The 26,863-nt window shown below is 60.1% G+C and carries 23 protein-coding genes and 1 pseudogene; 17 read left to right on the forward strand and 7 right to left on the reverse strand.

The genetic code is table 11. The features are described 5' to 3' along the window. Positions 1–12 precede the first annotated feature (12 nt). Complete coding sequence (locus tag HMPREF2996_RS01325; protein ID WP_070729764.1) at positions 13–1,512, reverse strand: leucyl aminopeptidase; 1,500 nt, start codon at positions 1,510–1,512, stop codon at positions 13–15. Between the two features lie 163 nt (positions 1,513–1,675). Between HMPREF2996_RS01325 and HMPREF2996_RS01330 the strand changes: the two genes are divergently transcribed. Continuing rightward, on the forward strand, positions 1,676–2,779 hold the full coding sequence (locus tag HMPREF2996_RS01330) for a branched-chain amino acid aminotransferase (protein ID WP_070729766.1): 1,104 nt from the start codon (positions 1,676–1,678) through the stop codon (positions 2,777–2,779). Positions 2,780–2,788: 9 nt separating this feature from the next. Here the strand turns inward: HMPREF2996_RS01330 and HMPREF2996_RS01335 are convergent, their stop codons facing one another. After that, complete coding sequence (locus HMPREF2996_RS01335; RefSeq protein ID WP_070445194.1) at positions 2,789–3,706, reverse strand: nicotinate-nucleotide--dimethylbenzimidazole phosphoribosyltransferase; 918 nt, start codon at positions 3,704–3,706, stop codon at positions 2,789–2,791. 12 nt (positions 3,707–3,718) lie between these two features. After that, entirely contained in the window at positions 3,719–4,411 is a 693-nt protein-coding gene (locus tag HMPREF2996_RS01340; protein ID WP_070643655.1) for a DUF3043 domain-containing protein, read from the reverse strand. 180 nt (positions 4,412–4,591) lie between these two features. On the opposite strand from HMPREF2996_RS01340, the gene HMPREF2996_RS01345 reads away from it, so the two are divergent. Next, positions 4,592–4,936, forward strand: a complete 345-nt coding sequence (locus tag HMPREF2996_RS01345; protein ID WP_010190580.1) for a HesB/IscA family protein — start codon at positions 4,592–4,594, stop codon at positions 4,934–4,936. Between the two features lie 67 nt (positions 4,937–5,003). On the opposite strand, the gene asnB is transcribed toward HMPREF2996_RS01345, so the two are convergent. Next, complete coding sequence (gene asnB / locus HMPREF2996_RS01350; RefSeq protein WP_070729767.1) at positions 5,004–6,926, reverse strand: asparagine synthase (glutamine-hydrolyzing); 1,923 nt, start codon at positions 6,924–6,926, stop codon at positions 5,004–5,006. A gap of 354 nt (positions 6,927–7,280) precedes the next feature. On the opposite strand from asnB, the gene HMPREF2996_RS01355 reads away from it, so the two are divergent. The 12 genes and pseudogenes from HMPREF2996_RS01355 to HMPREF2996_RS12930 all read left to right on the forward strand — a co-directional run. Further along, complete coding sequence (locus HMPREF2996_RS01355; RefSeq protein ID WP_070445204.1) at positions 7,281–8,360, forward strand: aa3-type cytochrome oxidase subunit II; 1,080 nt, start codon at positions 7,281–7,283, stop codon at positions 8,358–8,360. 19 nt (positions 8,361–8,379) lie between these two features. After that, on the forward strand, positions 8,380–8,811 hold the full coding sequence (locus tag HMPREF2996_RS01360; protein ID WP_070445207.1) for an aa3-type cytochrome oxidase subunit IV: 432 nt from the start codon (positions 8,380–8,382) through the stop codon (positions 8,809–8,811). 585 nt (positions 8,812–9,396) lie between these two features. After that, positions 9,397–9,981: an aa3-type cytochrome oxidase subunit III gene (locus tag HMPREF2996_RS01365; RefSeq protein WP_210398886.1), complete on the forward strand. Its 585-nt coding sequence runs from the start codon at positions 9,397–9,399 to the stop codon at positions 9,979–9,981. A gap of 67 nt (positions 9,982–10,048) precedes the next feature. Further along, a complete protein-coding gene (locus HMPREF2996_RS01370; RefSeq protein WP_070643661.1) occupies positions 10,049–10,936 on the forward strand; it encodes a cytochrome bc1 complex diheme cytochrome c subunit in 888 nt (295 codons plus the stop codon). Then, positions 10,933–12,153, forward strand: a complete 1,221-nt coding sequence (locus HMPREF2996_RS01375; RefSeq protein ID WP_070729769.1) for a cytochrome bc1 complex Rieske iron-sulfur subunit — start codon at positions 10,933–10,935, stop codon at positions 12,151–12,153. Before HMPREF2996_RS01370 ends, HMPREF2996_RS01375 begins: the two co-directional genes overlap by 4 nt. Beyond that, positions 12,153–13,775 (forward strand): cytochrome bc1 complex cytochrome b subunit, encoded by a 1,623-nt coding sequence (locus HMPREF2996_RS01380; RefSeq protein WP_070445213.1) that lies wholly within the window; start codon positions 12,153–12,155, stop codon positions 13,773–13,775. The genes HMPREF2996_RS01375 and HMPREF2996_RS01380 overlap by 1 nt, the downstream gene beginning before the upstream one ends. A 1,280-nt stretch (positions 13,776–15,055) precedes the next feature. Further along, positions 15,056–15,691, forward strand: a complete 636-nt coding sequence (locus HMPREF2996_RS01385) for a C40 family peptidase (protein ID WP_070445698.1) — start codon at positions 15,056–15,058, stop codon at positions 15,689–15,691. A gap of 158 nt (positions 15,692–15,849) precedes the next feature. Next, the gene (locus tag HMPREF2996_RS01390; RefSeq protein ID WP_070445216.1) at positions 15,850–16,923 is read left to right on the forward strand and encodes a C40 family peptidase; all 1,074 of its coding nucleotides are present in this window, start codon (positions 15,850–15,852) and stop codon (positions 16,921–16,923) included. A gap of 3 nt (positions 16,924–16,926) precedes the next feature. Further along, positions 16,927–18,090, forward strand: coding sequence for a glycosyltransferase family 4 protein (locus HMPREF2996_RS01395; protein ID WP_070729771.1), 1,164 nt, complete (start codon positions 16,927–16,929; stop codon positions 18,088–18,090). Further along, complete coding sequence (locus tag HMPREF2996_RS01400; RefSeq protein WP_070643669.1) at positions 18,083–19,039, forward strand: ROK family protein; 957 nt, start codon at positions 18,083–18,085, stop codon at positions 19,037–19,039. The genes HMPREF2996_RS01395 and HMPREF2996_RS01400 overlap by 8 nt, the downstream gene beginning before the upstream one ends. A gap of 66 nt (positions 19,040–19,105) precedes the next feature. Continuing rightward, positions 19,106–19,852, forward strand: a complete 747-nt coding sequence (locus HMPREF2996_RS01405) for a lysophospholipid acyltransferase family protein (protein ID WP_070711469.1) — start codon at positions 19,106–19,108, stop codon at positions 19,850–19,852. Positions 19,853–19,906: 54 nt separating this feature from the next. Then, positions 19,907–20,095: pseudogene (locus tag HMPREF2996_RS12930) on the forward strand (hypothetical protein); the annotation flags it as partial. Between the two features lie 256 nt (positions 20,096–20,351). Here HMPREF2996_RS12930 and HMPREF2996_RS12935 read toward each other — a convergent pair. Beyond that, the gene (locus HMPREF2996_RS12935) at positions 20,352–21,614 is read right to left on the reverse strand and encodes a glycosyltransferase family 87 protein (protein ID WP_141757467.1); all 1,263 of its coding nucleotides are present in this window, start codon (positions 21,612–21,614) and stop codon (positions 20,352–20,354) included. Positions 21,615–21,675: 61 nt separating this feature from the next. Here HMPREF2996_RS12935 and HMPREF2996_RS01425 point away from each other — a divergent pair, with 61 nt between their 5' ends. Both HMPREF2996_RS01425 and HMPREF2996_RS01430 read left to right on the forward strand, forming a co-directional pair. Then, positions 21,676–22,182 carry a polyadenylate-specific 3'-exoribonuclease AS gene (locus HMPREF2996_RS01425; protein ID WP_070445233.1) on the forward strand — a complete coding sequence of 169 codons (507 nt, stop codon included), beginning with the start codon at positions 21,676–21,678 and terminating at the stop codon, positions 22,180–22,182. 73 nt (positions 22,183–22,255) lie between these two features. Beyond that, the gene (locus HMPREF2996_RS01430; protein WP_070445234.1) at positions 22,256–23,644 is read left to right on the forward strand and encodes a class II 3-deoxy-7-phosphoheptulonate synthase; all 1,389 of its coding nucleotides are present in this window, start codon (positions 22,256–22,258) and stop codon (positions 23,642–23,644) included. A gap of 12 nt (positions 23,645–23,656) precedes the next feature. Here HMPREF2996_RS01430 and HMPREF2996_RS01435 read toward each other — a convergent pair whose 3' ends face one another. After that, positions 23,657–24,907, reverse strand: coding sequence for a protein kinase domain-containing protein (locus tag HMPREF2996_RS01435; RefSeq protein WP_070711466.1), 1,251 nt, complete (start codon positions 24,905–24,907; stop codon positions 23,657–23,659). A gap of 50 nt (positions 24,908–24,957) precedes the next feature. Here HMPREF2996_RS01435 and HMPREF2996_RS01440 point away from each other — a divergent pair, with 50 nt between their 5' ends. Then, the gene (locus tag HMPREF2996_RS01440) at positions 24,958–25,356 is read left to right on the forward strand and encodes an Rv2175c family DNA-binding protein (RefSeq protein WP_070445241.1); all 399 of its coding nucleotides are present in this window, start codon (positions 24,958–24,960) and stop codon (positions 25,354–25,356) included. On the opposite strand, the gene HMPREF2996_RS01445 is transcribed toward HMPREF2996_RS01440, so the two are convergent. Then, positions 25,325–26,863 (reverse strand): alpha-(1->6)-mannopyranosyltransferase A, encoded by a 1,539-nt coding sequence (locus HMPREF2996_RS01445; RefSeq protein WP_070719494.1) that lies wholly within the window; start codon positions 26,861–26,863, stop codon positions 25,325–25,327. The genes HMPREF2996_RS01440 and HMPREF2996_RS01445 overlap by 32 nt on opposite strands.

A 26,863-nucleotide genomic window follows, 5' to 3' on the forward strand; every position in this document is an offset into this window, starting at 1 on the left:
AGCCGCTCTGATTTAGGCTTCGGAAATCTCGCGCAGCGCTGCCACCACGGTGCGCACCGGCACACCGGTGGCGCGCTTCGGGGTGTAGCCGCGCGGGGCGGAACCATTCCAGGAGGGGCCGGCGATATCGATGTGGGCCCACTCGATGCCCTCGCCCACGAACTGCTTGAGGTAGGTACCAGCGAACTCCATGCCTCCCTCGCGCTTAGCGTTGATGTTGCGGATGTCCGCGGCCTGGGACTTGATCTCCTCGTCGTGCTCTTCCAGCAGCGGCATTGCCCAGGCGTTCTCGCCCACCTCGCGGCCGATTTCGGCGAGGCGATCGCGGAAGACATCGGAGCCCATGATGCCGGAAGTACGCGAACCCAGTGCCACAATCTGTGCGCCGGTAAGCGTAGCGGTTTCGATGAGGTAATCCGGCTTGTCCTCGCTGGCGCGGGCGATGGCATCCGACAGCACGAGGCGGCCCTCGGCGTCGGTGTTGAGCACCTCGGAGGTCAGCCCGCCGTAGTGGGTAATGACATCGCCCGGGCGGGTAGCGCCAGAGCCCGGCATGTTCTCCGCCAACGGCAGGGTAGCGGTGATCTGTACCGGCAGCTTCAGCTTGGCCGCAGCAATGATGGTGGCCGCCATGGCAGCGGAGCCGCCCATATCCGAAATCATGTCCCACATGCCATTGCCCGGCTTCAAGGAAATACCGCCGGTATCGAAGGTGATGCCCTTACCCACGAGGGCCACGTGCTTCTTGGCCTTCTTGGGCTTCCAGCTCAGGCGCACTAAGCGCGGTGGGCGGGCCGAGCCCTTGCCCACGGCCAAGATTCCGCCGAAGCCCTGCTTCTCCAGCTGCTTTTCATCGAGAACCTCGACGTCAAGACCGGCCTCCTTGGCCTGGCCGGAAAGGAAGTCGGCGTAGGACTCCGGGTAAAGCTCGTTGGCGGGGGCATTCACTAGGTCGCGGGCGAGCAAGACGGACTCGGCCACGGTGCGGGCGGCCTCGAATTCCTCGGAGACAGACTTATCGGCCACGACCACGAAGGTGGCGGGCTGTTCCTTGTCCTTGAGTTCGGTGGAGCGGATTCCGCGGTAGGCGTAGCCGCCGAGGATGAGTCCCTCAACGGCGGCCGTAACGCCGAAGTCCGCCAAGGTGGTCACGATGGTGCCGACGCCCGCAGTGGCGCGAGCGGCGTTGCCGGCGGCGCGGCGCAGAGCTTCATCGTCGAGCGCCTCAACGTCACCCAAACCCAGCGCGATGACCTGGGCGGCACCTGCCTTCTGTGGGGCAGGAACCTTCACGAGCTCCCCGGCCTTACCCGTCGCGCCCACGGCGGCGAGAGCCTCATACGTTGAGCGCAGCGCGGAGGAACCGAGCAGAGAGGTACCCGGCACCTCGAGCCCCTCCTCACCGGCAAAGGTGGCGATGAGCAAGGCGTCTGCCTGCTTGGGGGCCTTCTTGGCCAACTCAACGGTGGGGAATGAGCCGCGTGCGGGCAGTTCGAACGTGGAAGAAGCCACGATGTCCTCCTTGAGAAAATGACAATGGGATACTCCTCACACCCTACCTGTGCATGATATGGAACGCGGAGGGGCAATGTGCACGAAGACTGACTATGTCACTCGGTATTTCGCTTGGGCATTTCTGCACTTCTATAGGTGTCTGGGGAGTACGCTGTGAGGCATGTTGAATTACACCGTGACGCGAACTGAAAACCCCACCTCTCCGGAGCGCCTGCAGGAGATTCTGGCGAACCCGGGCTTTGGTAAGTACTTCACCGACCACATGGTGACGATTGACTGGACTGAGGACAAGGGTTGGCATGACGCGCAGATACGCCCTTACGCGCCGTTTAGCATGGACCCGGCCTCCACCGTCTTCCACTATGGCCAGGCCATCTTCGAGGGCATCAAGGCTTACGGCCAGCCTGACGGCAGCATCGCCACCTTCCGCCCAGAGCAGAACGCGCAGCGTCTGCAAGCCTCTGCTGAGCGCATGGCAATGCCGCAGCTGCCAGAGGAGGAGTTCATTGAATCCCTGCGCCAGCTTGTCGACGTCGACCAGGCCTGGGTCCCCGAGGCTGGCGGCGAGGCAGCCCTGTACTTCCGCCCCTTCATGATCGCTACTGATGTCTCCCTGGGCGTGCACCCGGCGCATTCTTACCGCTATGTCGTCATCGCCTCCCCGGCGGGCGCGTATTTCTCCGGTGGTATCAAGCCGGTGTCCGTCTGGCTGTCCACCGACTATGTACGCGCCGCTCCCGGCGGCACCGGTGCAGCGAAATTCGCCGGCAACTACGCGGCTTCGCTGCTCGCGCAGGCGCAGGCAGCGGAGAAGGGCTGCGACCAGGTGGTGTGGCTGGACGCTATCGAGCGCACCTATATCGAGGAAATGGGTGGCATGAACCTCGCCTTCGTCTACGGCGAAGAGGGAAACCAGACCCTGGTCACCCCAGAGCTGTCGGGCTCGCTGCTGCCGGGTATTACCCGTAAGTCTCTGCTGCAGGTGGCCGAAGACATGGGGCTGAAGGTGGAAGAACGCCGCATCACCTACAAGGAGTGGGAGCAGGATGTTGCCTCCGGCGCCATGGTGGAGGCCTTTGCCTGCGGAACCGCAGCCGTTATTACCCCGGTGGGCCACGTTATGGGCACCGATACCGACTTCCACATCAACAACGATGAGGCCGGTGCCACGACGATGGCTCTGCGCGAGCGCCTCACCGGCATCCAGCGCGGGTCCGTGGAGGATACCCACGGCTGGCTGCACACGCTGGTTGAAGCGAAATAAGTGGGCTGCCTAGGCGAGCTCGGCGGCCAGCTGCACCAGCGGCAAGGCCGCGAGCGCGCCGAGGGGGAAACCTTCACTCAGGTTTAAATCAAGCAGTGGGTTAAGCCCCAGCTCCTTGAGAGCGAGGGCGTGCGCCGGTTCGGGGGTGGTGGTTCCCGCGCGAAGCCAGCCCTTCACACCGGGCGCAGTGCGCTCGGCTAGGACGGCGGCGGTGGCTGCCAGGGGGCCGTCGATAAGCATCGGCGTTCGCCGCGCCGTGGCCTGCGCGATGAAGCCCACCAACGCCGCGAGAGCCGGGGAACCGATGGTCTGCACGACCTCCCAGCCCTCTAGGTTGCGGGCACGGAACATGGAGTCGCGCACAACGCTCACGCGGGCCTTCCACATCGCATCCGTGATGCCGCTGGCCAGAGTATTCGTCCCCACAATCGCTACCGGTTCGGTGTGGGTGATCCGGCCCATAACACTGGTGGCAACGGTCTCCGTGTCGATTCCACAAGCGGACGTGATGAGCAGGTCGGCGCCGGAATCGATCTCCCGATCTGCCGTGGTCATGCCTAGGCTGAGGAAGGACTCGCACTCCGCAGGGGACATGGCGGTAGTGCTGTCGTACGGTTCAGAGTTTTCGGAGTCGCCGCTGGTGCACTCGACGAAGTCGATGCCCGCCCCTGCCCGCTGCGCAGCGCTGAGGAGATTATCGCGCCACCGTTCCTCATCAGTGGGGGAATGCTGCGTGATACCCACGCCGTCGACAGTGCGTTCGGCAGTGGGCCGGGCGTCTTCAAAGACGATGGCCCGGGGCCGCTCAAGAGGTGTGGCCTGCGGAGAATCCTGCGCTGCCGCCAGCCATGCAGCAATCTCTGCCATGCGGTTTGGTTGAGCTGCGGTTGAAGGGCGCAGCTGGGGAACCGCGGTGAATTCAGGCATGTGTCCTCCGGCTTAGACGGTAGCTCCGCGCTCCACCTGCGGACGCGGCGTGCGCCACTTGCGCGGTTGGGAGGCGCGGGAGTACGCGTAGAACCCTAGACCAAAACCGGCCTCGGTGGTGCCGGGGAACTTCAGGCGCACTGCGTTGTTGCACTTACGCGCGAGCCAGAATCCCTCGACAGCGAAGACTACGATGACCGCCATGGCGCCAATCGAGATGATCTGGGACAGGCGCGGGTCCCGGGTGCTGACGAACATGAGCACCAGCAGCACGATGGCAAAGGGCATGACCCACTCGTTAATGAAGCGGTGGGAATCTACCCAATCGCGCACGTAGCGGCGGACCTCGCCCTTATCGCGGGCGAGGAGGTAGCGCTCGTCACCAGCGGCCATGCGCTCCTGTGCCACCTTGTTGCGCTCGCGGGACTCTTGGCGCTCCTTGCGCTTATATTCCTTCCACTCTGCCTTAGACATGGAAGCCTTGAGTTCCTTGCGGTGCTGGTAGCGCTGCGCGTCCGACATTCCCCGGGGATCACGCTTGACGCCGCGGGCGATTTCCTGCGCATCACGCTTGGGCGTGGGGCGGCCCTTCGGCGGCGTGTAGCCCTTGCGGTGCGGTTTCTCGGCGGCGGGTTGCTCTTCCGGCGCCGGGGTGTGCTCGGCGGGGGAAGAAGTCTTGTCATCTTTTTGCCACGGAAGTTTCACGCTGTTTAGCGTACAAGGTCGCGCGGACATAACGGGAATAGGCCCGCGGGAGATAGCGTTGTGGTGAGGGAACAGAGCACCAGTGAACCACTAGTGAACTGTGAGGCATCCTTTCTTCCTCTTGTATGAGGGGGTAGGGTGGGCTCCAGAAAAAATTCCGTAAACATAAGAGGAGAAATCATGACCGCTCCCGCGTCTGCAACCGGAGTTATCCTGACCGAGGCCGCTGCGGCCAAGGCAAAGTCCCTGCTTGATCAGGAAGGCCGCGATGATCTGTCACTGCGCATTGCTGTCCAGCCGGGCGGCTGCGCGGGCTTGCGCTACCAGCTCTACTTCGATGACCGCACCTTGGATGGTGACAAGGTGGACTCCATTGGCGGTGTCAACCTTGTCGTAGACAAGATGTCCATCCCGTACCTCACTGGCGCCAAGATCGACTTCTCCGACACCATTGAGGCCCAAGGCTTTACCATCGATAATCCCAACGCTGGCGGTTCCTGCGCTTGCGGTGACTCCTTCAATTAAAGTCACATAGACGATATGTCGAAGCCCTCGCCATATGGCGAGGGCTTCATTTTTATTCTCTATTTTATTAGAGCTTCACGGGGTAATCGCGCTGCTCAATCTTCGGGTCGATGCGCTCTTCCACGAAGATGCCATGCCAAATCATGAAGGACAGCACCGTCCACAGGCGGCGGGAATGATCGGTGATTCCGTCACGGTGCTCCTTGAGCATCTCCAGAACTTCCTTCTTGTTGAAGATGTCCTCGGTCTGGGACTCCGTGATCTGATCCTGGGCCCATCCATAAAGCTCATCGCCGGCCAACCAGTGACGCATAGGAACCGGGAAGCCCAGCTTCTTGCGGTGCAGTACGTGCGGCGGGACAATCTGCTCCATGGCTTTGCGCAGCGCGTACTTGGTGGTGCCGTGCGAAATCTTGAGATCGTAGGGGATAGTTTCCGCGACCTTGAATACTTCCTTGTCCAGGAAAGGAACGCGCAGCTCCAGGGAGTTGGCCATGTTCATCTTGTCGGCCTTGACCAAAATATCGCCCCGCATCCACGTAAACAGGTCGAGGTGCTGCATGCGGGCTACCGGGTCAAAGTCCTGGGACTGCGCATAAATCGGAGCGGTAACCTCGCGGTGGTCCCACTCCGGCTCGGCCCACGGGAGCACCCGCTGGAGCTGCTCGAAGTTGAAGGAACGGGCGTTGCCGTAGTAACGCTCCTCCATGGTCATGGAACCGCGGTTGAGCAGGGACTTGCCCTTCATTCCCTCGGGGAGGACCTGTGAGAGCTTGCCTAAGCCGCGGCGCAACGGGGAGGGGATCTTCTCGAACGGAGCTAGCGAGAGCGGCTCCTTATAGATGGTGTAGCCACCAAAAAGCTCGTCGGCACCTTCACCAGACAGCACTACCTTGACGTGCTTACGGGCCTCCTGGGCCACGAAGTACAAGGGGACAAGAGAGGGATCTGCCACGGGGTTGTCCAGGTACCACATGATCTTCGGAACAGCCTCGGCGTATTCCTCGGGGGAGACAATCTTAACGATGTGCTCTACACCAATGGCGGCGGCAGACTCGGCCGCGACGTCGACCTCGGAGTAGCCTTCGCGCTCGAATCCGGTGGTGAAGGTGAGGAGGTCCGGGTTGTGGCGCTTGGCCAAGGCTGCGATGGCGGTGGAGTCAATGCCGCCGGAGAGGAAGGAACCGACGGTCACATCGGCACGCATGTGCTTCTCGACGCTATCCTCCAATGCCCGCGCAATCCTATCGAAGAGCTTCTGCTCCTCGCCCTGCTTCACAGGTTGAATGGGGAAGCGGGGCTTGAAGTAGCGATCCGGTACAACTTTTTCGCCAGGGCGAAGCGTTACGGTGCAGCCAGACTCGACGCGGCGAATAGTGGCGTGGAGGGACTCCGGCTCAGGCACGTATTGCAAGTCCACATAGTGCTCGATGGCGCGCTTATCAAGGCTGAGGTCTAGACCCAGCGAATCGGCCATCGACAGGATGCACTTCATTTCAGAGGCGAAAACGGTGCCGGCGTCGGTGGTGGCGTAGTAGAGGGGCTTGATGCCAAACTGGTCGCGCGCGGCGAACATGGTCCGAGTTTCGGTATCCCAGATGACGAAACCGAACATGCCGCGCAGGTGCTCGACAACGTCCTTGCCCCAATGGTGGTAGCCGACGACGATGGGTTCGCCATCGCCCTCAGTATTGAAGGTATAGCCGGCGGCACTAAGCTCTTCGCGCAGCTCCACGTAGTTATAAATCTCGCCGTTGAAGGTGAGGGCATAGCGCTCGGGGTTGTCTTCAGGGCCCCAGCGAAGCGGCTGGTTTGAGTGTTCTAGATCGATAATGGATAGACGGTTAAAGCCGAAGGCTGCATCCTCGTCATGCCAGGTGCCAGCAGCGTCGGGGCCGCGGTGGCGCATGCACTGGAGGGATTGCTCGAGGGCCTCCAGGTGCTGGGCGGCATTGCGATCGGCGCTCAGTAGCGCGCAGAGTCCGCACATATACTTGCTTCTCCTTATATATCAAGCTTCATCTTTGACACACTTTACGGCCGGAACCGGAGGATCTGCGAACCCCGCGCCGCGCTCCCCGTTAGGGTGCGAACTTTCGGATGATGTACAGCTATGTGCTCTGTGAATTGGGTCATAGCGGGTAGGGGGAGGGTGGGGTAGTCGGTGTGACCTTGTGCAGGTGGGCCGGTAACATCCCGTACGTTCACTATTTATAGAGCGGAGCCAGCGTCTAATCAGTCCAGTGAAAAGGTCTGAAATTCAGGCAGGATCCTCTATCCTGATTGGGTAGGAATGCTCTGTGAGTATTCGAGAAGTTTGTGTGCACAGAAAGGCAGAACACACGTGGGACAGCGTAAGCAACGCAACCTCGGCCGTAAGGCGGGCCTAGCGGGCGTCATCGCTCTGGGCGGTCTAGCTCTGGCAGGTTGTGACGTCGCAGCACCGACGGCCGTTGAGAACCTCCTTGGTATGGGTTGGCCGAAGGGCGTGACCCCTGAGGCGACCTCGATGTACAACTTCTGGATCTGGGTCTGGGTTGCTGCATGGATCATCGGTTTCATTATGTGGGGTCTGTTCCTCACCGCTATCTTCCGCTGGAATGCGAAGAAGGCTGAGAAGGCTGGTAAGGGCGAGTTCCCCAAGCAGCTGCAGTACAACGTGCCGCTGGAGATGGCTCTGACCATCATTCCGATTCTCATCATTATGGGCCTGTTCTTCTTCACGGTTCAGGCGCAGCAGAAGGTGACGGCATTGGATAAGAACCCTGAGGTTACCGTCGATGTCACGGCTTTCCAGTGGAACTGGAAGTTCGGTTACGCCGAGAACAAGGTTGATGGCGAGAACTACGATGGTGCCGATGCTGAGCGCCAGAAGCTCGCTGAGGAATCTTCCATGGATCCGGAGGGTACTGAGAACCCGAACCCGATCCACGGTAAGTCCATGGGCGATATCTCTTACCTCAACTTCAACAAGATTGAGACCGTTGGTACCACCGAAGAGGTTCCGGTGCTGGTTCTGCCGGTAGACACCCCGATTGAGTTCCGCCTCGCCTCCGGCGATGTTTCCCACTCCTTCTGGGTTCCGGAGTTCCTGTTTAAGCGCGATGCTTACGCACACCCGGAGAACAACTCTCAGGAGCGTCGCTTCCAGGTAGAGAAGATTGAGGAAAAGGGCGCCTTCGTTGGTCGCTGTGCTGAGATGTGCGGTACCTACCACGCCATGATGAACTTTGAGATTCGCGTCGTTGACCGCGCAGACTTCAACGAGTACCTCAAGTTCCGTGAGGAGAACCCGCAGGCAACCAACGCCGAGGCTCTCGAGCACATCGGTGAAGAGCCCTACGCAGTTACCACCGCTCCGTTCAACTCTCTGCGCGACACCCGCGATGCCGACAACTTTGTCGACACCGCTGAGGCGGCATAAGAAAAGGAACTGATAGAAAATGCGTGCAACATCTAAGGTCTTTTATTCCATCGCGACCTACCTCTTCGTGTCGCTCATCGTCTACATCATTGGCGTTAACTACGTCAAGGATGATGGCTACATGTACGGCACCGAGTGGGTCGGCATCGTGGGCATGGTCCTCGCTATGCTGCTCTGCCTCATGCTGGGTGGCTACCTGCACTTCACCGATAACCGTTCCGACATCGCGCCGGAAGATTGGGAAGAAGCGGAGACTGAAGACGCAGCTGGTATTCTCGGCTTCTTCTCTCCCAGCTCCATCTGGCCGCTGTGCATGACCGGTTCAATCGCAGTTCTTGGTCTAGGCATTATCTTCCTCTACTTCTGGATGATCATTTTGGGCGCAGTCCTGCTGGTCACCTCCGTGACCGGCCTGTCTCTGCAGTATGGCCTTCCGAAGGAAAAGCACTAAGGCTTAACCTTTTCTGCCGCGCTTTCTAGCGTCACGACTTCTCAAGCCTCCGCCACACCTCGTGGCGGAGGTTTTGTCGTTGATAAGACTGCGTCGTACTGCGTTGCGGAAAGTTCCCAACAAGTCGAAAAAATATCGCTATGGGTGGGTCGCTGGGGGAAGCAGGCTGCCGCCGAAAGCGTGTACCTGGAGGTCTGGGCTTAGAATTCCAGCACGTTAACGGCCATTTTTACGGGGGTCAACCGAAAGTTGCAGTCCTGCACTTTCGCCTATGGGGGTGGGTGTGATTTATCTCATTAGGGAAGGTCCGCCCCGTGCCGGATTGCGGGCGAACCGTACCTCTTCTTGTCCTGTTGCTGGCTTCACAACATGCGTTGCCAAGTCGCACTACCTGCAGGGATGGGGCGTCGTAAAGCGCGCTAAAAAGTTCCCGACTACTTCCTGGAAGATTTATAGTTCCTGTCCGGGGTGAAAACTGTGAAGGTCTAGGTCGTGGCCTCAAAAAAATCGGGGGGAAATGAGATGACTTATGCGGTCAGACCAGCCATACTGTTAGGCGTGACGAGCGTAGTTTCTAACCAAGGTATGGCAGCACCACGTGTTGCCGCGCTGAACCGACCCAACATGGTCAGCGTCGGCACCATCGTGTTCCTGTCTCAGGAATTGATGTTCTTTGCTGGACTGTTCGCGATGTGGTTCACCTCGCGTGCGAACGGCCAGGAGGGTGACTGGGTAGAGCACACGGCGCACATCAACGTGCCCATGGGCTTCCTCATTACGAGTGTCCTGGTTCTTTCCTCCGTGACCTCTCAGTTCGGCGTGTTTGCAGCAGAAAGGGGTGACGTTTACAAGCTCCGACTCTGGTACTCGGTAACCATCGCGTTGGGTGTTGTCTTCTTGGGCATCATGGCGTTCGAGTGGACAGAGTTGATCATGGCAGGTCTCACTGTTCAGTCCAGTGTCTTCGGATCGGTCTTCTACATCCTGACCGGTTTCCACGCGGCACACGTGACTGCGGGTCTGATCGCCTTCGGAATTATCTTGGCGCGCATTGCTCGCTCCAAGTTCACGCCTGCACAGGCCACCGCGGCAATGGCAGTGTCTTACTACTGGCACTTCGTTGACGTTGTGTGGATTGGCGTGTTCGTAGTCATCTACCTAGTTCAGTAGGCCGTAGTCGCCGGAGAATAGCCGGCCTACAGTCATTCATCTCCATGTACGAGTTATCTAAAGGAAAATGATGGATAACATCCAGCAGCCCGCCGCAGTGGAAGACACCGCTGCCGCGGCTAAGAAGACCCGCCGTCGCCGCAAGGCGAAGCGCACGCTTGCTGGCGTCTTTGCATTGAGCATCGGGCTCACTGGCGCAGGTGTCTTGGCTTCCGCCCTGACCCCTGACGCACAGGTGGCCACCGCCGCAAAGGATGACCAGGCACTCGTTCAAGAGGGCAAGGACATCTACGAAGTCGCTTGTATCACCTGCCACGGTGCGAACCTGCAGGGTATCCAGGACCGTGGTCCTTCCCTCGTTGGTATTGGCGCCGGCTCCGTGTACTTCCAGGTTCACTCCGGCCGTATGCCGATGATGTCCAACGACGCTCAGGCTGAGCGCAAGACTCCGCGCTACACCGAGCAGCAGACCCTGGCGCTTGCCGCCTACGTCGCTGCCAACGGTGGCGGTGCCGACATCGTCTACGACGAGGATGGCTCCGTTGCGCAGGAGTCCCTGCGTGGCGCTAACTACAACGGCCAGATCCAGGCCGAGGACGTAGCAAAGGGCTCCGAGCTCTTCCGTATGAACTGCGCGTCCTGCCACAACTTCACCGGTAGGGGAGGCGCTCTTTCCTCCGGTAAGTTCGCGCCGCCGCTCGACCCGGCCAACGAGCAGGAGATCTACCAGGCAATGCTGACCGGTCCGCAGAACATGCCTAAGTTCTCTGACCGTCAGCTGACCGCAGATGAGAAGAAGGACATCATCGCCTACCTCAAGTCTGCGAAGGAAACCCCGTCTCCGGCTGGTTGGTCGCTCGGCGGCCTCGGTCCGGTGGCTGAGGGCCTGGCAATGTGGATCATCGGCATCAGCCTTCTGTGCGTTGCCGCTATGTGGATTGGATCTCGCTCATGAGCAACGTAAAGAAGAATTACTCTCGTAAAGAGCTCGATGCTATGAGCAACGACGAGCTCGCAGCGCTCGGTACCGAGCTGGATGATGTCACCGTCGCATTCCGCAAGGAGCGCTTCCCAGTCGAGGGCGATCCCGCTGAGAAGCGCGCTGCTGGCAATGTCACCTTCTGGCTGATCATCTCCGTCCTGATGGGTATCGCTTTCCTCGGCGTGTACCTCTTCTGGCCGTGGGAGTACAAGATGTTGGGTGAGGATGGCCTGTGGTGGCACACCCTGTACACCCCGCTGCTTGGCCTGACCTCTGGTCTGTGCATCCTGGGCCTGGGCTTTGCCATTGTTCAGTACGTCAAGAAGATTCTCCCCGAGGAGATTTCCGTTCAGCGTCGTCACGATGGCCCCTCTGATGAGGTTGACCGTCGCACACTGACCGCGCTGCTGAATGATTCCTGGACCACCTCGACTCTGGGGCGTCGTAAGACCATCAAGGGTCTGCTCGGTGGTGCCGGCGTTCTCTTCGGCCTGACCGTTATCGCTCCGCTCGGCGGCGCTATTAACAACCCGTGGAAGAAGCGCCACGACTTGGACTACGCCGGTGATGGCACCCTGTGGACTTCCGGCTGGACCATGCACGAGAAGGGCGTCAAGCTCTATCTCGCTCGCGACACCGGTACCATCGCAGAGATGCACGAGGGTGAGTCCGGCTCTCACTACACCACGCGCGGCGTCACCCGCCTGGTGCGTGTTCGCCCGGAGGATCTCGCTGCCGGTGGTATGGAGACTGTCTTCCCGCTGGCTGCTGAGGATGTCAATGATGGTGCGGAGTACTCCGAGGACAAGGACGTCTACACCAACCACATGCACTCCATCCATGGCAACCGTAACGCCGTGATGCTCATCCGCCTGCGCAACGATGACGCCAAGAAGGCTATCGAGCGCAAGGGACAGGAAGACTTCCACTACGGCGATTACTACGCCTACTCCAAGATTTGTACCCACATTGGTTGCCCGACCTCGTTGTACGAGGCTCAGACCAACCGCATTCTTTGCCCGTGCCACCAGTCGCAGTTCGATGCTCTGCACTACGGCAAGCCGGTCTTCGGCCCGGCCGCCCGTGCGCTGCCGCAGCTGCCGATTGACGTGGACGAAGAGGGCTACCTCATTGCTAAGGGCAACTTCATCGAGCCCGTCGGACCTGCATTCTGGGAGCGTAAGTCATAATGAGTAACAAACTTGCACAGATGGGTAACAACATGGACGAGCGGTACTCCGCCGCCGGCGTCCTGCGTACCCAGCTCAACAAAGTCTTTCCCACTCACTGGTCCTTCATGCTCGGTGAGATGGCACTGTACAGCTTCATCATCTTGGTGCTGACCGGCATCTACTTGGCGCTGTTCTTCGATCCTTCCATCACGAAGGTCATCTACGACGGCGGCTACACTCCGCTGAACGGCGTCGAGATGTCCCGTGCTTATGCAACGGCTCTGGATATTTCCTTTGAGGTGCGCGGCGGCCTGTTCGTTCGCCAGATGCACCACTGGGCAGCACTCATGTTCATGATGTCCATGATTGCCCACATGCTGCGTATTTTCTTCACCGGTGCGTTCCGCCGCCCGCGTGAGGCCAACTGGATTATCGGTTGCGCTCTGATCCTGCTGGGCATGGTCGAGGGCTTCCTCGGTTACTCCCTCCCGGATGACCTGCTCTCCGGTGTTGGTCTGCGAATCATGTCCGCCATCATCCTGGGTCTGCCGATCATCGGTACCTGGCTGCACTGGGCCATCTTCGGTGGCGACTTCCCGTCCGACCTGATGCTGGACCGCTTCTACATCCTGCACGTGCTGGTTATCCCGGGCATCATCCTGGGTCTCATCGCAGCGCACCTCATCATGGTCTGGTTCCAGAAGCACACCCAGTTCCCTGGACCGGGTCGCGCTGAGAACAACGTTGTCGGTGTCCGCATTATGCCGGTCTTTGCCACGAAGGCCATCGGCATGGGCATGATGGTTGCCGGCGTGCTGGCTCTTATCTCCGGTCTGATGACAATTAACGCCATCTGGAACCTTGGCCCGTACAACCCGTCCCAGGTCTCCGCTGGTTCCCAGCCGGATATCTACATGCTGTGGACTGACGGTGTTGCTCGTGTCATGCCGGCATGGGAGCTCTACATCGGCAACTACACCATTCCGTCTGCATTCTGGGTCGCACTGCTCTGTGGCCTGATGGTTGTCCTGCTCTTCGCCTACCCCTTCATTGAGAAGAAGCTGACGGGCGACGACGCTCACCACAACCTTCTGCAGCGCCCGCGTGACGTTCCGGTTCGCTCCGCTATCGGTGCGGCTGCCATCGTCTTCTTCCTGCTGGTAACGCTGTCTGGTGGTAACGACCACGTGGCACACTTCTTCCAAATCTCGCTGAATGCGATGACCTGGGTTGGCCGTATCGGTCTGATTGTCCTGCCGCCGATTGCATACTTCATGACCTACCGCATCTGCGTTGGTCTGCAGCGCTCCGACCGCGAGGTGCTGGAGCACGGTATTGAGACCGGCGTTATTAAGCAGCTGCCGAACGGTGCCTTCATCGAGGTTCACCAGCCGCTCGGCCCGGTCGATGACCACGGCCACCCGATTCCGCTCGAGTACGCTGGCGCCCAGGTTCCGAAGCAGCTTAACCAGCTTGGTCTGGCTGACTCCGAAACGCAGGGTATCTTCTCCACCGATGACCCGGCTATCGTGTCCCGCGTCAACGAGATTCGCCACGAGAACCACGCTGAGGAGACGGAGATGTTCCGTCAGCTCAACGAGGCTAACCGTCGCGATGACGAGGAGAATGGCCGCATCTAGCGCCTTCACTCACTGAAACACGCTCACAGAGCCCGCACCGCCTTCCGAATAATAGGGAGAGGTGCGGGCTCTCAGCGTTTTATTGCATGAGTTGAGTTAGGTGAAGTCCCGTGAGCCTTTGGCTGACCTTCCGCGACGGGCATTTGCGGTCTTCCGCTTGCCTGACTTCCCTCACGCTGTGATCTCCACGAAGCAGGTGGGGTAGGGGGCCTTCTATCTGTGCGTGTGCAGCGCGGGTAGAGCGTGACCTATATAGAGCAGTAAGTCTCGTCCATGCGATGGACGGGACGCTTTCTCGTTCTTGCCGCTTATGCGGGCCGCTGGCGGGTGTTAGCAGGGCTAGAGGGCCGTTGAGCCCTTTTGCATTCCCTAATCTGTTCTTTCGGCGATACCGTCGCTCGAGATAGGGCGCTGGGCGTCGGCCGGAAGTACTTCAAGGGAAAAGGCCGCGCAACTACTGAGTCAAGCGGCAAGCCCCAGCGTTCATGATTCCCTTAGGCTTCACGCGTCCTTAGTAGTTGATTTCAAACAGTGCGCTAGTTCTCCCCTGGCCGGAATCGCTGCGTTGAGCGTCGTGCGTGACTAGTCAGTCCGCTTCCCGTGCTTCTCTCTTTATATGGCTACTGTTGCATCAGCGTTGTTCGCTAGTGATGGGAGGCGGAACGCGTGCGGGCCTGGGAGGGCGGATTTCCTTCTGCGATTAGTGTCGTTTGAAGCTCGGATGAGAGTTGGTGGTGGGTCAAATGGGGCTTTTGTTAAAGCGCATTACGGCGGTGTGACGAAGGTTACACAGCCAGTTTTGTGGAGCTTTTCTGTTGGCGTAGTGTGGCAATGGTCTAGGGGGCGGCGCGTGTTCCTGAGGCCCTGATGTCGCTGCTCAGGGCAAGCTTCCGGCGATAGTTATTGTGCATTGGAGTGGAAGAATTGTGAACTATGTCGTTTAGGTTGCCATTTGATAACAGGACGGTAACGGAGTCGGTTTTGCGTTTCTGACTCGACATTGCTTGTGATGGTTTCGTAACCTATTCGAGACATTGAGTTACCGACACGGTGTACACATCACCGGTGCTCAATACGAACTGAAGATTTAAGCGCCGCGTCTGGCCCCTCCTAAAAATTCGGGGGCCGAGTGGAGATGGCTCTACAGGAATGGGTCATCGTCGAACACTAGGCCCGTCCCTTGGGTCAGAGCTTTCATCCGCGTTGCAGAGAAGATAAACGCAAGGTTGTCCTCTTGGCGGAGAAAAGTAGGCGCGCAGGAAGATTTGGAGTTTAAATTCGTGGCTAAGCACCGTCGTCAGGGCAACCTGAACACCCGTCGCATTGCATCCACCGCTGCTATCGCAGCAACCGCAGCGGTTGTCACCCCGGCAGCCGCCAACGCCGCCGAGGTTGTCGTTCCGAACACCGACATCCGCTTCGACGTTGCCGGCCTGGAGAGTGTCCCGAACATTCAGCAGCTGCCGAACGTTGACCGCTACATCCCGGCTTTCAAGGCTAACCAGGGTGGCGGCTACGCCGCTGCTGTTGAGACCCCGGCCGCCGCAGCCCCGGCCCCGGCACCGTCCCAGTCTGTTGGTGAGAAGGTGCTCGCAGCCGCTCGTTCCGCAATCGGTTCCCCGTACGTCTACGGTGCTAATGGTCCGAGCGCCTTCGATTGCTCTGGTCTGACATCCTGGGCCTACCAGCAGGCTGGCGTGTCCATCCCGCGCACCTCCCAGGCGCAGGCTTCCGCCGGTACCCCGGTGTCCCTCGATGCGCTGCAGCCGGGCGACATCATCGTGTACTACTCCGGTGCATCCCACGTCGGCATCTACGCTGGCAATGGCACCATCATTGACGCTCTGAACTCCGGCACCCCGGTGGGCGAGCGCTCCCTGCACTACATGCCGATTCACTCCGCAGTTCGCTTCTAAGCGCGCTGGGTAGTCTTTTCAACCCCTTCCGCTGCTCTTGCCATGTTGATGGTGAGGGTAGGGAAGGGGCTCGGCTATTCTTGTAGCCGTTATGTTTTTGCTCGACTGAGGGTATGATCCAGTCAGCTATTAACCTTCTCTAAGTTTCGGGGGTACCCATGTCGCGTCGTGGCCTTGCGTGTGCGGTCGCTGCACTTGCCTTGAGCACCGTTCCAGTAGCCGTCCTTTCACCATCGGCTATGTCCCAGGAGGTTTCTCCGGAGCAGCAAGAAAGCACCCCGCAAGCGCAGGAGCCTGAAGATCTCCCTGGCCTCATTGAGCGTATGGCGGACGTCGCCCAGCGCGTGTCTGCCAAGGGTGAAGAGGTCAAGGGGCTTGAGGATGAGCTCGCCGAGTCGGAGAAGGCCATTGAAGAGTTGGACCGCAAGGCCGAGGAAGCGCACCGCAGTTCCGAGGACGCCTCCGCGGCGGTAGCTGCGCAACAGGAACGCATCGATGCGCTCGCGCAAAAGCGTTATCGCAGGAATGCTGCATCGACCTCAGTTTCGGCTGCTCTTAACGCCAATGACGTCGCCAGCGCGGTCGAGCGCATGGGCTACCTGGGCGCGTTGTCCAAGGCTGCGAAACGTGAAGAAGTTGCGATGGTAGCTGCCTCTGCCGCCGCAGATGATGCGCACCAGGAAGCTGTCGATGCTGCCGCGGAAGCCCGCCGCAAGCGTGATGAATTGCAGGAACAGCGGGATACTGTTCTCAAGGAAAAGGCCGAGCTGGAGGAACAACAGAAGGAACTAGAAGCCACCGTTGATGGCCTCAGCCCCGAAGCGCGGGAGGCGTGGATCCAGCACTTCGGCGGGTCTTCCGGTCTTGACCTAGCCGCGTTGGCTGATGGCTCTGGCTCCGCCGCCGTCGAGGCCGCTCTTACCCGCATCGGCGCTCCCTATGGGTGGGGTGCTACCGGTCCCGATGCCTTTGACTGTTCGGGTCTCATGGTGTGGAGCTACCAACAGATGGGCAAGAGCATTCCACGTACCTCCCAGGCGCAGCTTGCCGGTGGCACACCAGTGCCGATGGATCAGCTGCAGCCAGGGGACATCGTGGGCTACTATCCCGGCGTGACCCACGTGGGAATGTATATCGGGGATGGCCAAGTGGTTCACGCCTCCACCTATGGTGTGCCCGTGGCCGTGGTGCCGCTTAATTCCATGCCCGTCCAAGGCGCCGTTCGTTACTAGGTTATGGCGCGCACCCTCCTCGTTACCAATGACTTCCCGCCTACTATTGGCGGGATTCAGTCCTATCTTCGAGATTTTCTAGCCAACCTCAACCCGCAGGATGTCGTGGTCTTCGCCTCGACTCAAGATAGTGACGCTGCCGCGGAGTATGACGCGACGCTGCCCTATACCGTGGTCCGCTGGCCACGCAGCATTATGTTGCCGACGCCCGCCACAGCTCGTCGTATGCAGCAGCTCATTCGTGAAAACAACATTGGGACAGTCTGGTTTGGTGCTGCAGCTCCGCTGGCGCTTATGGCGCCGTCCGCGCGTGCGGCTGGGGCAAGCCGCATTGTGGCAACGACGCACGGGCATGAGGTGGGGTGGTCCATGCTTCCCTTGGCGCGGCAAGCCTTGCGCAGAATCGGTCAGAATGCCGATGTCATCACGTATATCTCTGAGTACACGCGCAACAGGCTCGAGCCCGCGTTCGGCACGCGTGCCCAGTGGGTGCACCTGCCCTCGGCGGTCAACCTAGAGGATTTCACCCCGGCTACTACGGAAGAGAAACAAGCAGCACGGGAGCACTTCGGGCTAGGCCCAGGCCCGGTCATCGTCTGTATCTCCCGCCTGGTCCCGCGGAAAGGCCAAGACCAGCTGCTGCGCGCAATGCCGGAAGTGCGCGCGCGAATTCCAGATGCCCAGTTGCTCATCATCGGGCGCGGTCGTTATGAGTCGACTGTGCGTGAGCTTGCGCGCCTGTACTGCCCGGACGCCTTGGTGCAGGAAGCACGGGATACGGCGGAATTGAGGATGGCGCTACACGCCGCCGACGTGTTTGCCATGCCGGCGCGCACCCGGGGTGGCGGCCTCGACGTCGAAGGCCTGGGAATTGTCTACCTAGAGGCGCAGGCGGCGGGCCTACCAGTCGTTGCAGGGGATTCCGGCGGTGCGCCGGAGACAGTAACGCCGGAGACGGGCATAGTTGTGCGCGGTTCCTCGGTGCCGGAGCTTGAGCTAGCGTTGTGCACGCTGCTTGGCGACGTCCCCGGAGCCCACCGTATGGGGGAAGCTGGACGGCGCCACGTGGAAGAGCATTGGACGTGGGAGATTATGGGCGCACGATTGCGTGAGGTTCTTGAATGTGATCGTGGGCAGGACGCGGTATATCCTACTAGTCATGCTTGAACACTTTCCCTCCGCTGAAGGCGGCCACGCTGGCCTCACCATCGGGTTCGATATCGGTGGAACCAACCTGCGTGCTGCGGTGATTGATCCCTCCGGAGAGATTGTGGATTCGCTGAGTGTGCCCACCGCCACGGATGCGCAAACACTCGAAGATGACATCGTGCGCTGCGTAGACAATCTGGCCGCATCCCATGACATCGAGGCCGTGGGGCTTGCTCTCGCAGGCTTTTTGGATCCCGAGTGTGAAGTCGTTCGTTTCGCACCGCATTTGCCGTGGCGTGATGCCCCAGTACGCGAGATCCTCAGCAACCGTATGGACATCCCGGTTCGCCTAGAACACGATGCCAACTCGGCTGCTTGGGGGGAATGGCGCTTCGGTGCTGGACGGGGTGCGAAGGACTGGGTCTTTTTTGCCGTGGGAACCGGCATTGGTGCCACGCTTTTTACTAACGGCACAATCTACCGAGGAGCTTTCGGTACCGCACCAGAGTTTGGGCACCTTGTCGTGTCACCGGGTGGGCGCCTGTGCTCCTGCGGCAAGCGTGGTTGCCTCGAGCGTTACGCCTCCGGCACCGCATTGCCGGATACCTGCGAGGAATTGCGCGGCGACTATGATACCGCCCTTCCGCTAAACCCCTCCGGCGAGGAGATCACCGCTGCGGCTCGACAAGGTGATCCACTGGGATTGGCCGTCATGGAGAACTTCGGCCAGTGGCTCGGGCAGGGGTTGTCCATGGTGGCAGATGTGCTCGATCCAGAGCTGATTGTAATCGGCGGCGGGGTGTCCCAGGACGCGGATCTTTACCTAGATCAAGCGCGGGAGTCCATGGCTAGCCAGATTGTCGGGGCCGGTCACAGGCCCCTGGCCCGAGTCGCAACCGCGAAGTTGGGTTCGGCGGCAGGTATGATCGGAGTCGCTGATCTCGCCCGCCAGGAGCACCGAGGTTAACACCGCACATTTTTCTTTCACCGGGCAGCACTGCCTGTTCGGCACATACAGATAGGACTATAAGCGATGCGAAACAAGTGGTACTGGGCCTTCAAGCACATCTTTTTCGGCCCGGCCCTTCGAGTGTGGAACCGCCCATGGTCCGAAGGAATGGATCGCATCCCGGAGTCCGGACCGGCTATCTTGGCCTCCTCCCACCAAGCGGTGATGGATTCCTTCTACTTCCCGCTTCTGTGCCCGCGGCAGATTACCTTCTTGGCAAAGAGCGAGTATTTCACTACCCCCGGCTTCGTCGGCCGCATGCAAAAGTGGTTCTTTAGCTCGGTCGGGCAGGTGCCGATTGACCGCGTCAACAAGGACGCTAGTGACGCGATGCTGGCGAGCGCGGAACGCATTATTGGCCGCGGAGATCTTTTTGGCATCTACCCGGAGGGAACTCGCTCACCTGATGGGCGTATCTACAAGGGGCGCACCGGCATGGCGCGCATCGCGCTGACCACGGGTGAAAAGGTCATTCCGATCGCCATGATCAATACCCGGAAGGCCAACCCGATCGGTTCGTGGATTCCGCGCCCAGTTCGCGTCGGCATGCGCGTGGGAGAGCCCATCGACCCCCGAGCATGGGCCGCTGAGCGTAACCTCGACCCGCAAGATCACGCCACCGCTCGTGCCTTTACGGATTACGTGATGAAGCAACTCTCGGAATTGACGGGCGAACCTTATGTCGACGTGTACGCTTCCGATGTCAAGGCTTCCTTGCAAGCCGGACACGGCTACCCGGAAGGGGCCGAGCCCGGTTCGGAGGCGCGGTAATCAGTGACTTCCTCCCCCAAACAGCGATTAGTCTGACCCGATGTAGCAAAGGGGATCTCCATCTTGGGCGTCGTGCTGTTGCACATCACGCTCACGGTTCCAGAATCCAAGGACACGTGGCTGGCTGCCTTCAACGTGTGGCTGGACCCCTTGCGTTTGCCTTTGTTCTTTTTGGTGAGCGGCTTCTTCGCACAAAAGGTGTTTCGCTTCAGCTTCGCAGAGCTTTTCACGCGCCGCCTATTTCCAGGATGCCATTGCTGCATTCACCTCCGCCATCGAGGCACCGTTTAAGGGAACGTGGGATCATCGTAGCTTCTGGGCATATTCCGGGATGACCGTGGCCTATGCCATCGGATTTTTCACCCGCCGCGCGTGGGATAACTACTCAGCGCCTGACCGTTCTTTATGGCTACCCCATGGCGCTCCACCCGCGGGAGGTCACCCTGGCGGGTCAATGGCCGCTGGAAAACACCTGGTTCTGGCTCAGCATGTGCGTGCTCTATTGCGCTGTTGCGTCCTTGGCCCTATGGGCCCTAGGCAAGGTACCCGTCTTGGGCTGGGCGCTGACCCCACCGCCGATCGGAGCCAGTCGGCGGAAGAAGGAACCTTCCTCCAAAGGTGTGAGCTTGAGCCAGCAGCTCAACGAAACGAGGAATACGACAAGCAAGAAGTAGTCATTGCCCGGAATCTGCTGCCACCACGACCACGTCAGTTCGAGTCGCTCACCGTGGGGGACAAGCCAGTGACCGCGGGCTAGAAGAACTAGCCATGTGAGGCTGGCAATGAACCAGCGGCGGCGGGCAGTCAGATACACCGCCGCCAAGCACAGCCACGTGAAGTGGTGCGACCACGAGACAGGTGAACACAGCAGCGCTGCCGACGAGGCTAGCAGCAGAAGCTCAATCTGTGAGGATGTGCGCTCCATGACCCACCACAACGTCGCCACGATGAGGAGGCACCCGACTATCCAGAGGGCTGTTGCTTGCTCAGGGATGACGCGGCTGAGCAGGCCCCGGAGGGATTGGTTGCTGGAGTAGGTCAGTGTGCCGATACGGGAGGAATCCCGGATGGTATCGCTCCAATACACCGTGGAGCTTGCCGGTGAAGCGAAGTGGCCCACCACGCCGCAGACCGTAAAGGAACCTAGGGCCGTAGTGAAAGCACGCCACTCGCGGCGGATGACAAAGACCGCAAGGAAGACCGCCGGGGTCAGTTTGATAGCCATAGCCACGCCGCTAAGGGCCCCACGCCACGGGCTCCGCGAGTTCAGCAGCAGGCAATCGACAACGACCATCGCTGTCAACAGGAGATTGACTTGGCCGAAGCTGAGAGTATCGATAACGGGCTCGCACAGCAGACACACACAGAGCGCCCACGAAGACCACCAGCCGGGCCTGTGAGTGGTGCAACTCCGAGAAAGGACGGCGTAGAGGCAGCCCCAGAGCGCTGCCACCGATGCCGCAGTGAGGAGAAGTGAGAGTAGCCACAGCGGTATCCACGACACCGTGGCAAAGAGCACTGCGGCAAAAGGCGGGTACGTAAAGGGCAGTGAGACGCCGTTGTCGAGTACATAGCTTTGCGTGTAGAGATTCTCTCCGCGCAGCAGCGCGCGCCCTCCTTCGCGATATACATCGAGGTCAACGTGGTAATAGGGAAGCACGGAGCCGCCGCTGAATAACGCTGCAGGCTGGATAATCCACGGTAGGGCTGCCAGCCCAGCGATTATCAGGGGGAGAAAGGGAGAGGAAAGGGCTTTCTTCACGCAGCTGAGTATAGGCCCCCAGTGGCAAGGCAGCTCTAGGCGGCAGACTAGGATACGGGACGTGCGCTACTTCTACGACACCGAATTCATTGAGGACGGATCGACCATCGAGCTGGTCTCCATCGGTATTGTCGGGGAAGACGGAAGCGAGTACTACGCGGTGTCCACAGATTTCGACCCCGCGAAGGCTAATGCGTGGGTGCGGGAGAACGTCTTGGATAAATTGCCAAGCCCCGCAGACCCAGTTTGGAAATCACGTGAGACCATCCGCGAAGAGCTCTTGAAATTCTTGGGCCGGCATTCCACGCCCATTGAGCTGTGGGCTTGGGTAGGAGCCTATGACCATGTGGTCCTCGCACAACTGTGGGGAGACATGGCTAGCCTGCCCAAGGGGATGCCGCGCTATACCCGCGAACTGAAGCAGTATTGGGAGTTTGCTGGCCGCCCTAAGCTGCCTCCAGTACCCAATGGCAACCATGATGCGTTGGTCGACGCCCGCCATAATCTGGCTAAGTTTCGAGTCTGCGAGCAGCAATTGCCGCTGACTAGGGGCAACCGCGTGCATTAATCGTGAATTAATACCGCGGCCGAAAAGTCCATTAACTAACGCGTGACAGGCCCAAGATGGTTAAATACTGGGTGTGAGTTGGACAGTAGATATTCCCAAAGAAGTGCTTCCTGATCTGCCGCCGCTGCCGGAGGGGATCAATGAGAAGTTCCAAGACGCCATTTCCCGCGAGGCAAAACAGCAGCCGAGCTGGGATCAGCTGCAGGCTGATAACGTGCGCAAGATTCTTGAATCCGTACCGCCTATCGTCGTGGCCCCGGAAGTTGAGGATCTCAAGCGCAAGCTTGCCGACGTCGCCTTGGGCAAAGCCTTCCTCCTCCAGGGTGGCGATTGCGCCGAGACCTTCGAATCCAACACTGAGCCGCACATCCGCGGCAACATCAAGACGCTGCTACAGATGGCCGTGGTGTTGACCTACGGCGCGTCCACTCCGGTAGTAAAGCTGGGACGTATCGCCGGCCAGTACGCGAAGCCGCGCTCCTCTGATCTGGACGCGAACGGCTTGTACAACTACCGCGGTGACATCGTTAACGGCGTGGAAGCTAACGAAGAGTCCCGCCGCCACGATCCTGCCCGCATGATTCGCGCCTACGCGAACTCCTCGGCGGCAATGAACCTGGTCCGGGCGCTGACCCACTCCGGAACCGCAGACCTGTACCGCCTCCACGAGTGGAACCGCGAATTCGTGGCTAACTCCCCGGCGGGTGCGCGCTACCAGGCGCTGGCGGATGAGATTGAGAACGGCCTGGCCTTCATGAACGCCTGTGGGGTTTCGGACGAGACCCTGCGCTCGGCGGAGATTTACTGCTCCCACGAGGCGTTGTTGAAGGACTACGAGCGTTCCATGCTCCGACTGGGCACGGATCTCAACGGCGAAACCAAGCTTTATGACTTGTCTGCACACCAGCTGTGGATTGGTGAGCGTACCCGTGGTCTTGAGGACTTCCACGTGGCCTTTGCTTCCATCATTGGCAACCCCGTGGGCATCAAGCTTGGCCCTGGCGTGACGCCGGAGCAGGCAGTGGAATACGCGGAGAAGCTTGACCCGAACCGTGAGCCGGGCCGCCTCACCATGATTGCCCGTATGGGCCACGATAAGGTGCGCTCCGTGCTGCCCCCGATCATCAAGGCAGTGGAGGACTCCGGCCACAAGGTTGTGTGGCAGTCCGATCCTATGCACGGAAATACCTTCACGGCATCGAATGGTTACAAGACCCGCCACTTCGACAAGATCGTCGACGAGGTCCAAGGCTTCTTCGAGGTCCACCGTGAACTGGGCACCCACCCGGGCGGCGTGCACCTGGAGTTCACCGGTGAGGACGTCACCGAGTGCCTTGGCGGCGCTGAGGACATCACGGATGTGGATCTGCCGGGCCGCTACGAGTCCGCCGTGGACCCGCGCCTAAACACCCAGCAATCGCTGGAGCTGTCCTTCCTTATCGCTGAGATGCTGCGCAACTAGAAGCTGCGCAGGCTAATACGGCCTCCAGAGAATCGGCCACGTGCCGTATTCTCCGGAGCCGAACCACCAAGCCGCCACGGCGACGGCCAAGGTGGCGAGGCCGACGAGGACGAGGAAGCCAATGAGGGCTATCGCGCTGCGGTTGCTCAAGGGCCGTTCTTCCGGCTCTTCCTCGGCCCCGGCTGGGGGAACGGGGGCAGAAGGCTCCGGTATCGCAGGGGAGGGTACCGGGGGCTCGACAGGCGCGGCTGGCGGGAGGAAGGCGTCGTTGCGCGGCTCTACCTGGGTTTCCCGAGTTGGGGGCTGGGGCGCAGGGATAGCTGAGGTCGCTTCAAAGACCCGGGTATTATCCGTGCCCGAAAAATCCGTTGGCACGGCAGCAGTACGTGCGGCAGCTGAGTTCCGCGGAATGGGGACAGTGAACTTCGGGAGCTGTAGCTCGCGGGAGACATCATCCAAGGCATCGAGGAATTCGCCGGCATCCGCAAACCTTTCGGCTGGCTGGCGTGCAGTGGCGGTGGCCACGAGAGCGTCGAAAAGCATGGGTACCCCCTCGATGCGGGAGGAGGGCGCCACCACATCCTCGTGCACGCGCGCGGTGGCGTGCGCCAGCGGGGTATCGCCGTGGAAGGGGACTGTGCCGGTCAATAGTTCAAAGAGCACGATTCCCGCGGAGTACACGTCGGAGGCCGGCGTGATATCCGCGCCAGTGACCTGCTCGGGGGAGAGGTAGCTGACGGTACCGACGATCTGGCCGGAGCTATCGTGCTCCGCCTTGGCGGAGCGAACCAGACCGAAATCACCGACCTTGACGCGGTGGCTATCCGTGATCAGAACATTGTCCGGCTTGATATCTCGGTGCACGAGGCCGGCATGGTGGACTTCGGTGAGCCCGGCCAGCACGGAGTGCATGACGCCGGCTGCGGCATGCGGCGGCATGGGTCCGCGTTCCGCAAGGAGCTCGCGCAAGGTACCTCCGGTGATGAGCTCCATGATGAGATAAATGGGTAATCCATCCGCGGAAAAGTCATGTACGGCGACGAGATTGGGGTGGCTCAGCTGCGCCATCGCGCGTGCTTCGCGTTCGAAGCGGGTGACGAAGACGGGGTCATCGTGATAGCGCTCATCCATCACCTTGGCCGCCACTGCGCGACCCAAACGCATGTCAACGCAGCGATACACGGTGGACATGCCGCCGCGAGCGATCGGCTGATCGATGCGGTAGCGTCCCTCAAGAATGTCGCCCACGTTCAGCCTTGTCATGGATTCCAGTATGGCTGATCGGCGCCCCAAAGTGTGATCCGGCTACAGTTGTGTCCGTGACTAAGTCTGAGAAAAACACCGAGAATCCGCACCCAGAACTGCCGCAGCTCCTCGCCGGGGAAAAGCTGCTGACGCTGAAGGAGGTCGCTGAAAGGCTCGATCTCCCGATCACGCGTGTCTTCGATCTTCTCAATGCGCGCAAGTTCATTGTGTGGCGCAATGCCGAGGGAGAGCGCCTCGTTCCGGAAGCATTCTTCAACGCCAAAGGCGTCATTTCCAAGCATGTGTCCGGAGTGATTACGGTCCTCTCCGACAACGGGTGGGGCGACAACGAGATTCTGGCGCACCTATTTACCGAAGATGATTCTTTGCCAGGCCGCCCCATTGACGCGCTGCACGGGCACCTGGCGCGCGAGGTTATTCGGCGCGCACAGGCTTCGGCTTTTTAGAACCCTCATCGGGCTTCGGGGCCGCGGTGGTGCGTGGAACACCATCGAAAATCCATTGCGTTGCTGACCAAGCTACGACCACCATGGCGATATCCCAGAACCAGTTATAAAGCTGGTGGTTCCCGTCACCGGCAAAGGCGACGCCGATGAAAATAGCCACGCCGGTGGTGAGCTTGATCAAGGGCAATGGCGGGCGGAACGTTCCCATGAGCGTGAGCACGGAGGCGTAGTACCAGGGCAGCGTCACAGAGTTGAAGACGAATGCCACCTGGTACGCCGCGGCCGTGGCGGCGATAGCCCGGCGCACGCCCGTGCGACCCCACCACCATACGAGGACGAGGCCGAGGATCATGAGGATCATCGCAGCCGAGCGCAGCGCGGTGAGCACACCGTTATAGGTGGTATCGGGGGAGAAGACCTGGATGAGCGGCACGAGGATGTCAGCCAGCAGGGTAGGGCCAGCTAGAGGGTTGATGACCTTGGAATTGCCGCTGATCTGTGACAGCCAGCCCCACGAGCTTCCCGACACCCACGTAATCGCCGCCACCGCCAGTGCGACCTCCACCACGGCAAGGAAGCCGGACAGGAGGAAGACTCCGAAGCGCTTGATGGGCTTCGTCCCCTTTGGGGCCCAGTGGTGCAGCATGAGCCACACGATAAAAGGTGCGGCGAAGACAGCGGTGGCCTTGAGGGAGACTGCCACGCCGACGAGAAGGAGGCTGACATGGAACTTGTGGTGCACTGCAGCAAGCAAGCCCAGCGATACTAAGCCCACCATGACTGATTCGTTGTGCATTCCACCGATGAGGTGCAAGAGCATCACTGGATTCGCCACGCCCAACCAGAGCGCGAGGGCAGGATCGCCTCCGATGCTTCGGGCTAGCCGTGGAATTGACCAGGCGATAGCTGCAAAACCCAGGACCGAAATTGCCTTGTAAACGATGATGCCCGCGGCGACGTTTTCTCCTACCAGGTGGGTTACACCATTGCCCATCCACAGATGCAAGGGGCCATAAGGGGTGGTGGTGTTGCGCCAGTCGTGGGAGACCTCCAAGAGGAAGGGACCAGGGTTCACCGCCGCGCCTTCGACATAAGGGTCGAAGCCATCACGCACCATCGCACCTTGCATGAGATAGGAATACACATCGCGAGAAGCCAGCGGTGCCGCACACAACAAAGGGGCAACCCAGCACAGCAGCATCCGACGAATATCGGACAGCGCGCCGTCTGGTTGTGGGTTCTTCAACTGCGGGGCAATGAAGTAGCGGCCGGCTAAAACCCATGCGGCAACCAAACCGAAAAGGCCAACCCAATAGAGGACCATGCCGATGTTGCGGCCATGGCCATAAGCCAGAAAGCCGATATTGAGCGCCTCAAGGAATCCACCGCGATTGCGGGTAGCGCCACCGGAGAAAGAGGCAAGCGCTAGCACGACAGCGGCGATGATGCCCAAAGGCAGGGGATGGGGAATGCGCAGGGGCACGCGCGTGGTTGTGGGACGAGCCAT

Origin of the sequence: Corynebacterium sp. HMSC066C02 (genome assembly GCF_001814945.1) — a bacterium.
Lineage (GTDB): Bacteria > Actinomycetota > Actinomycetes > Mycobacteriales > Mycobacteriaceae > Corynebacterium > Corynebacterium aurimucosum.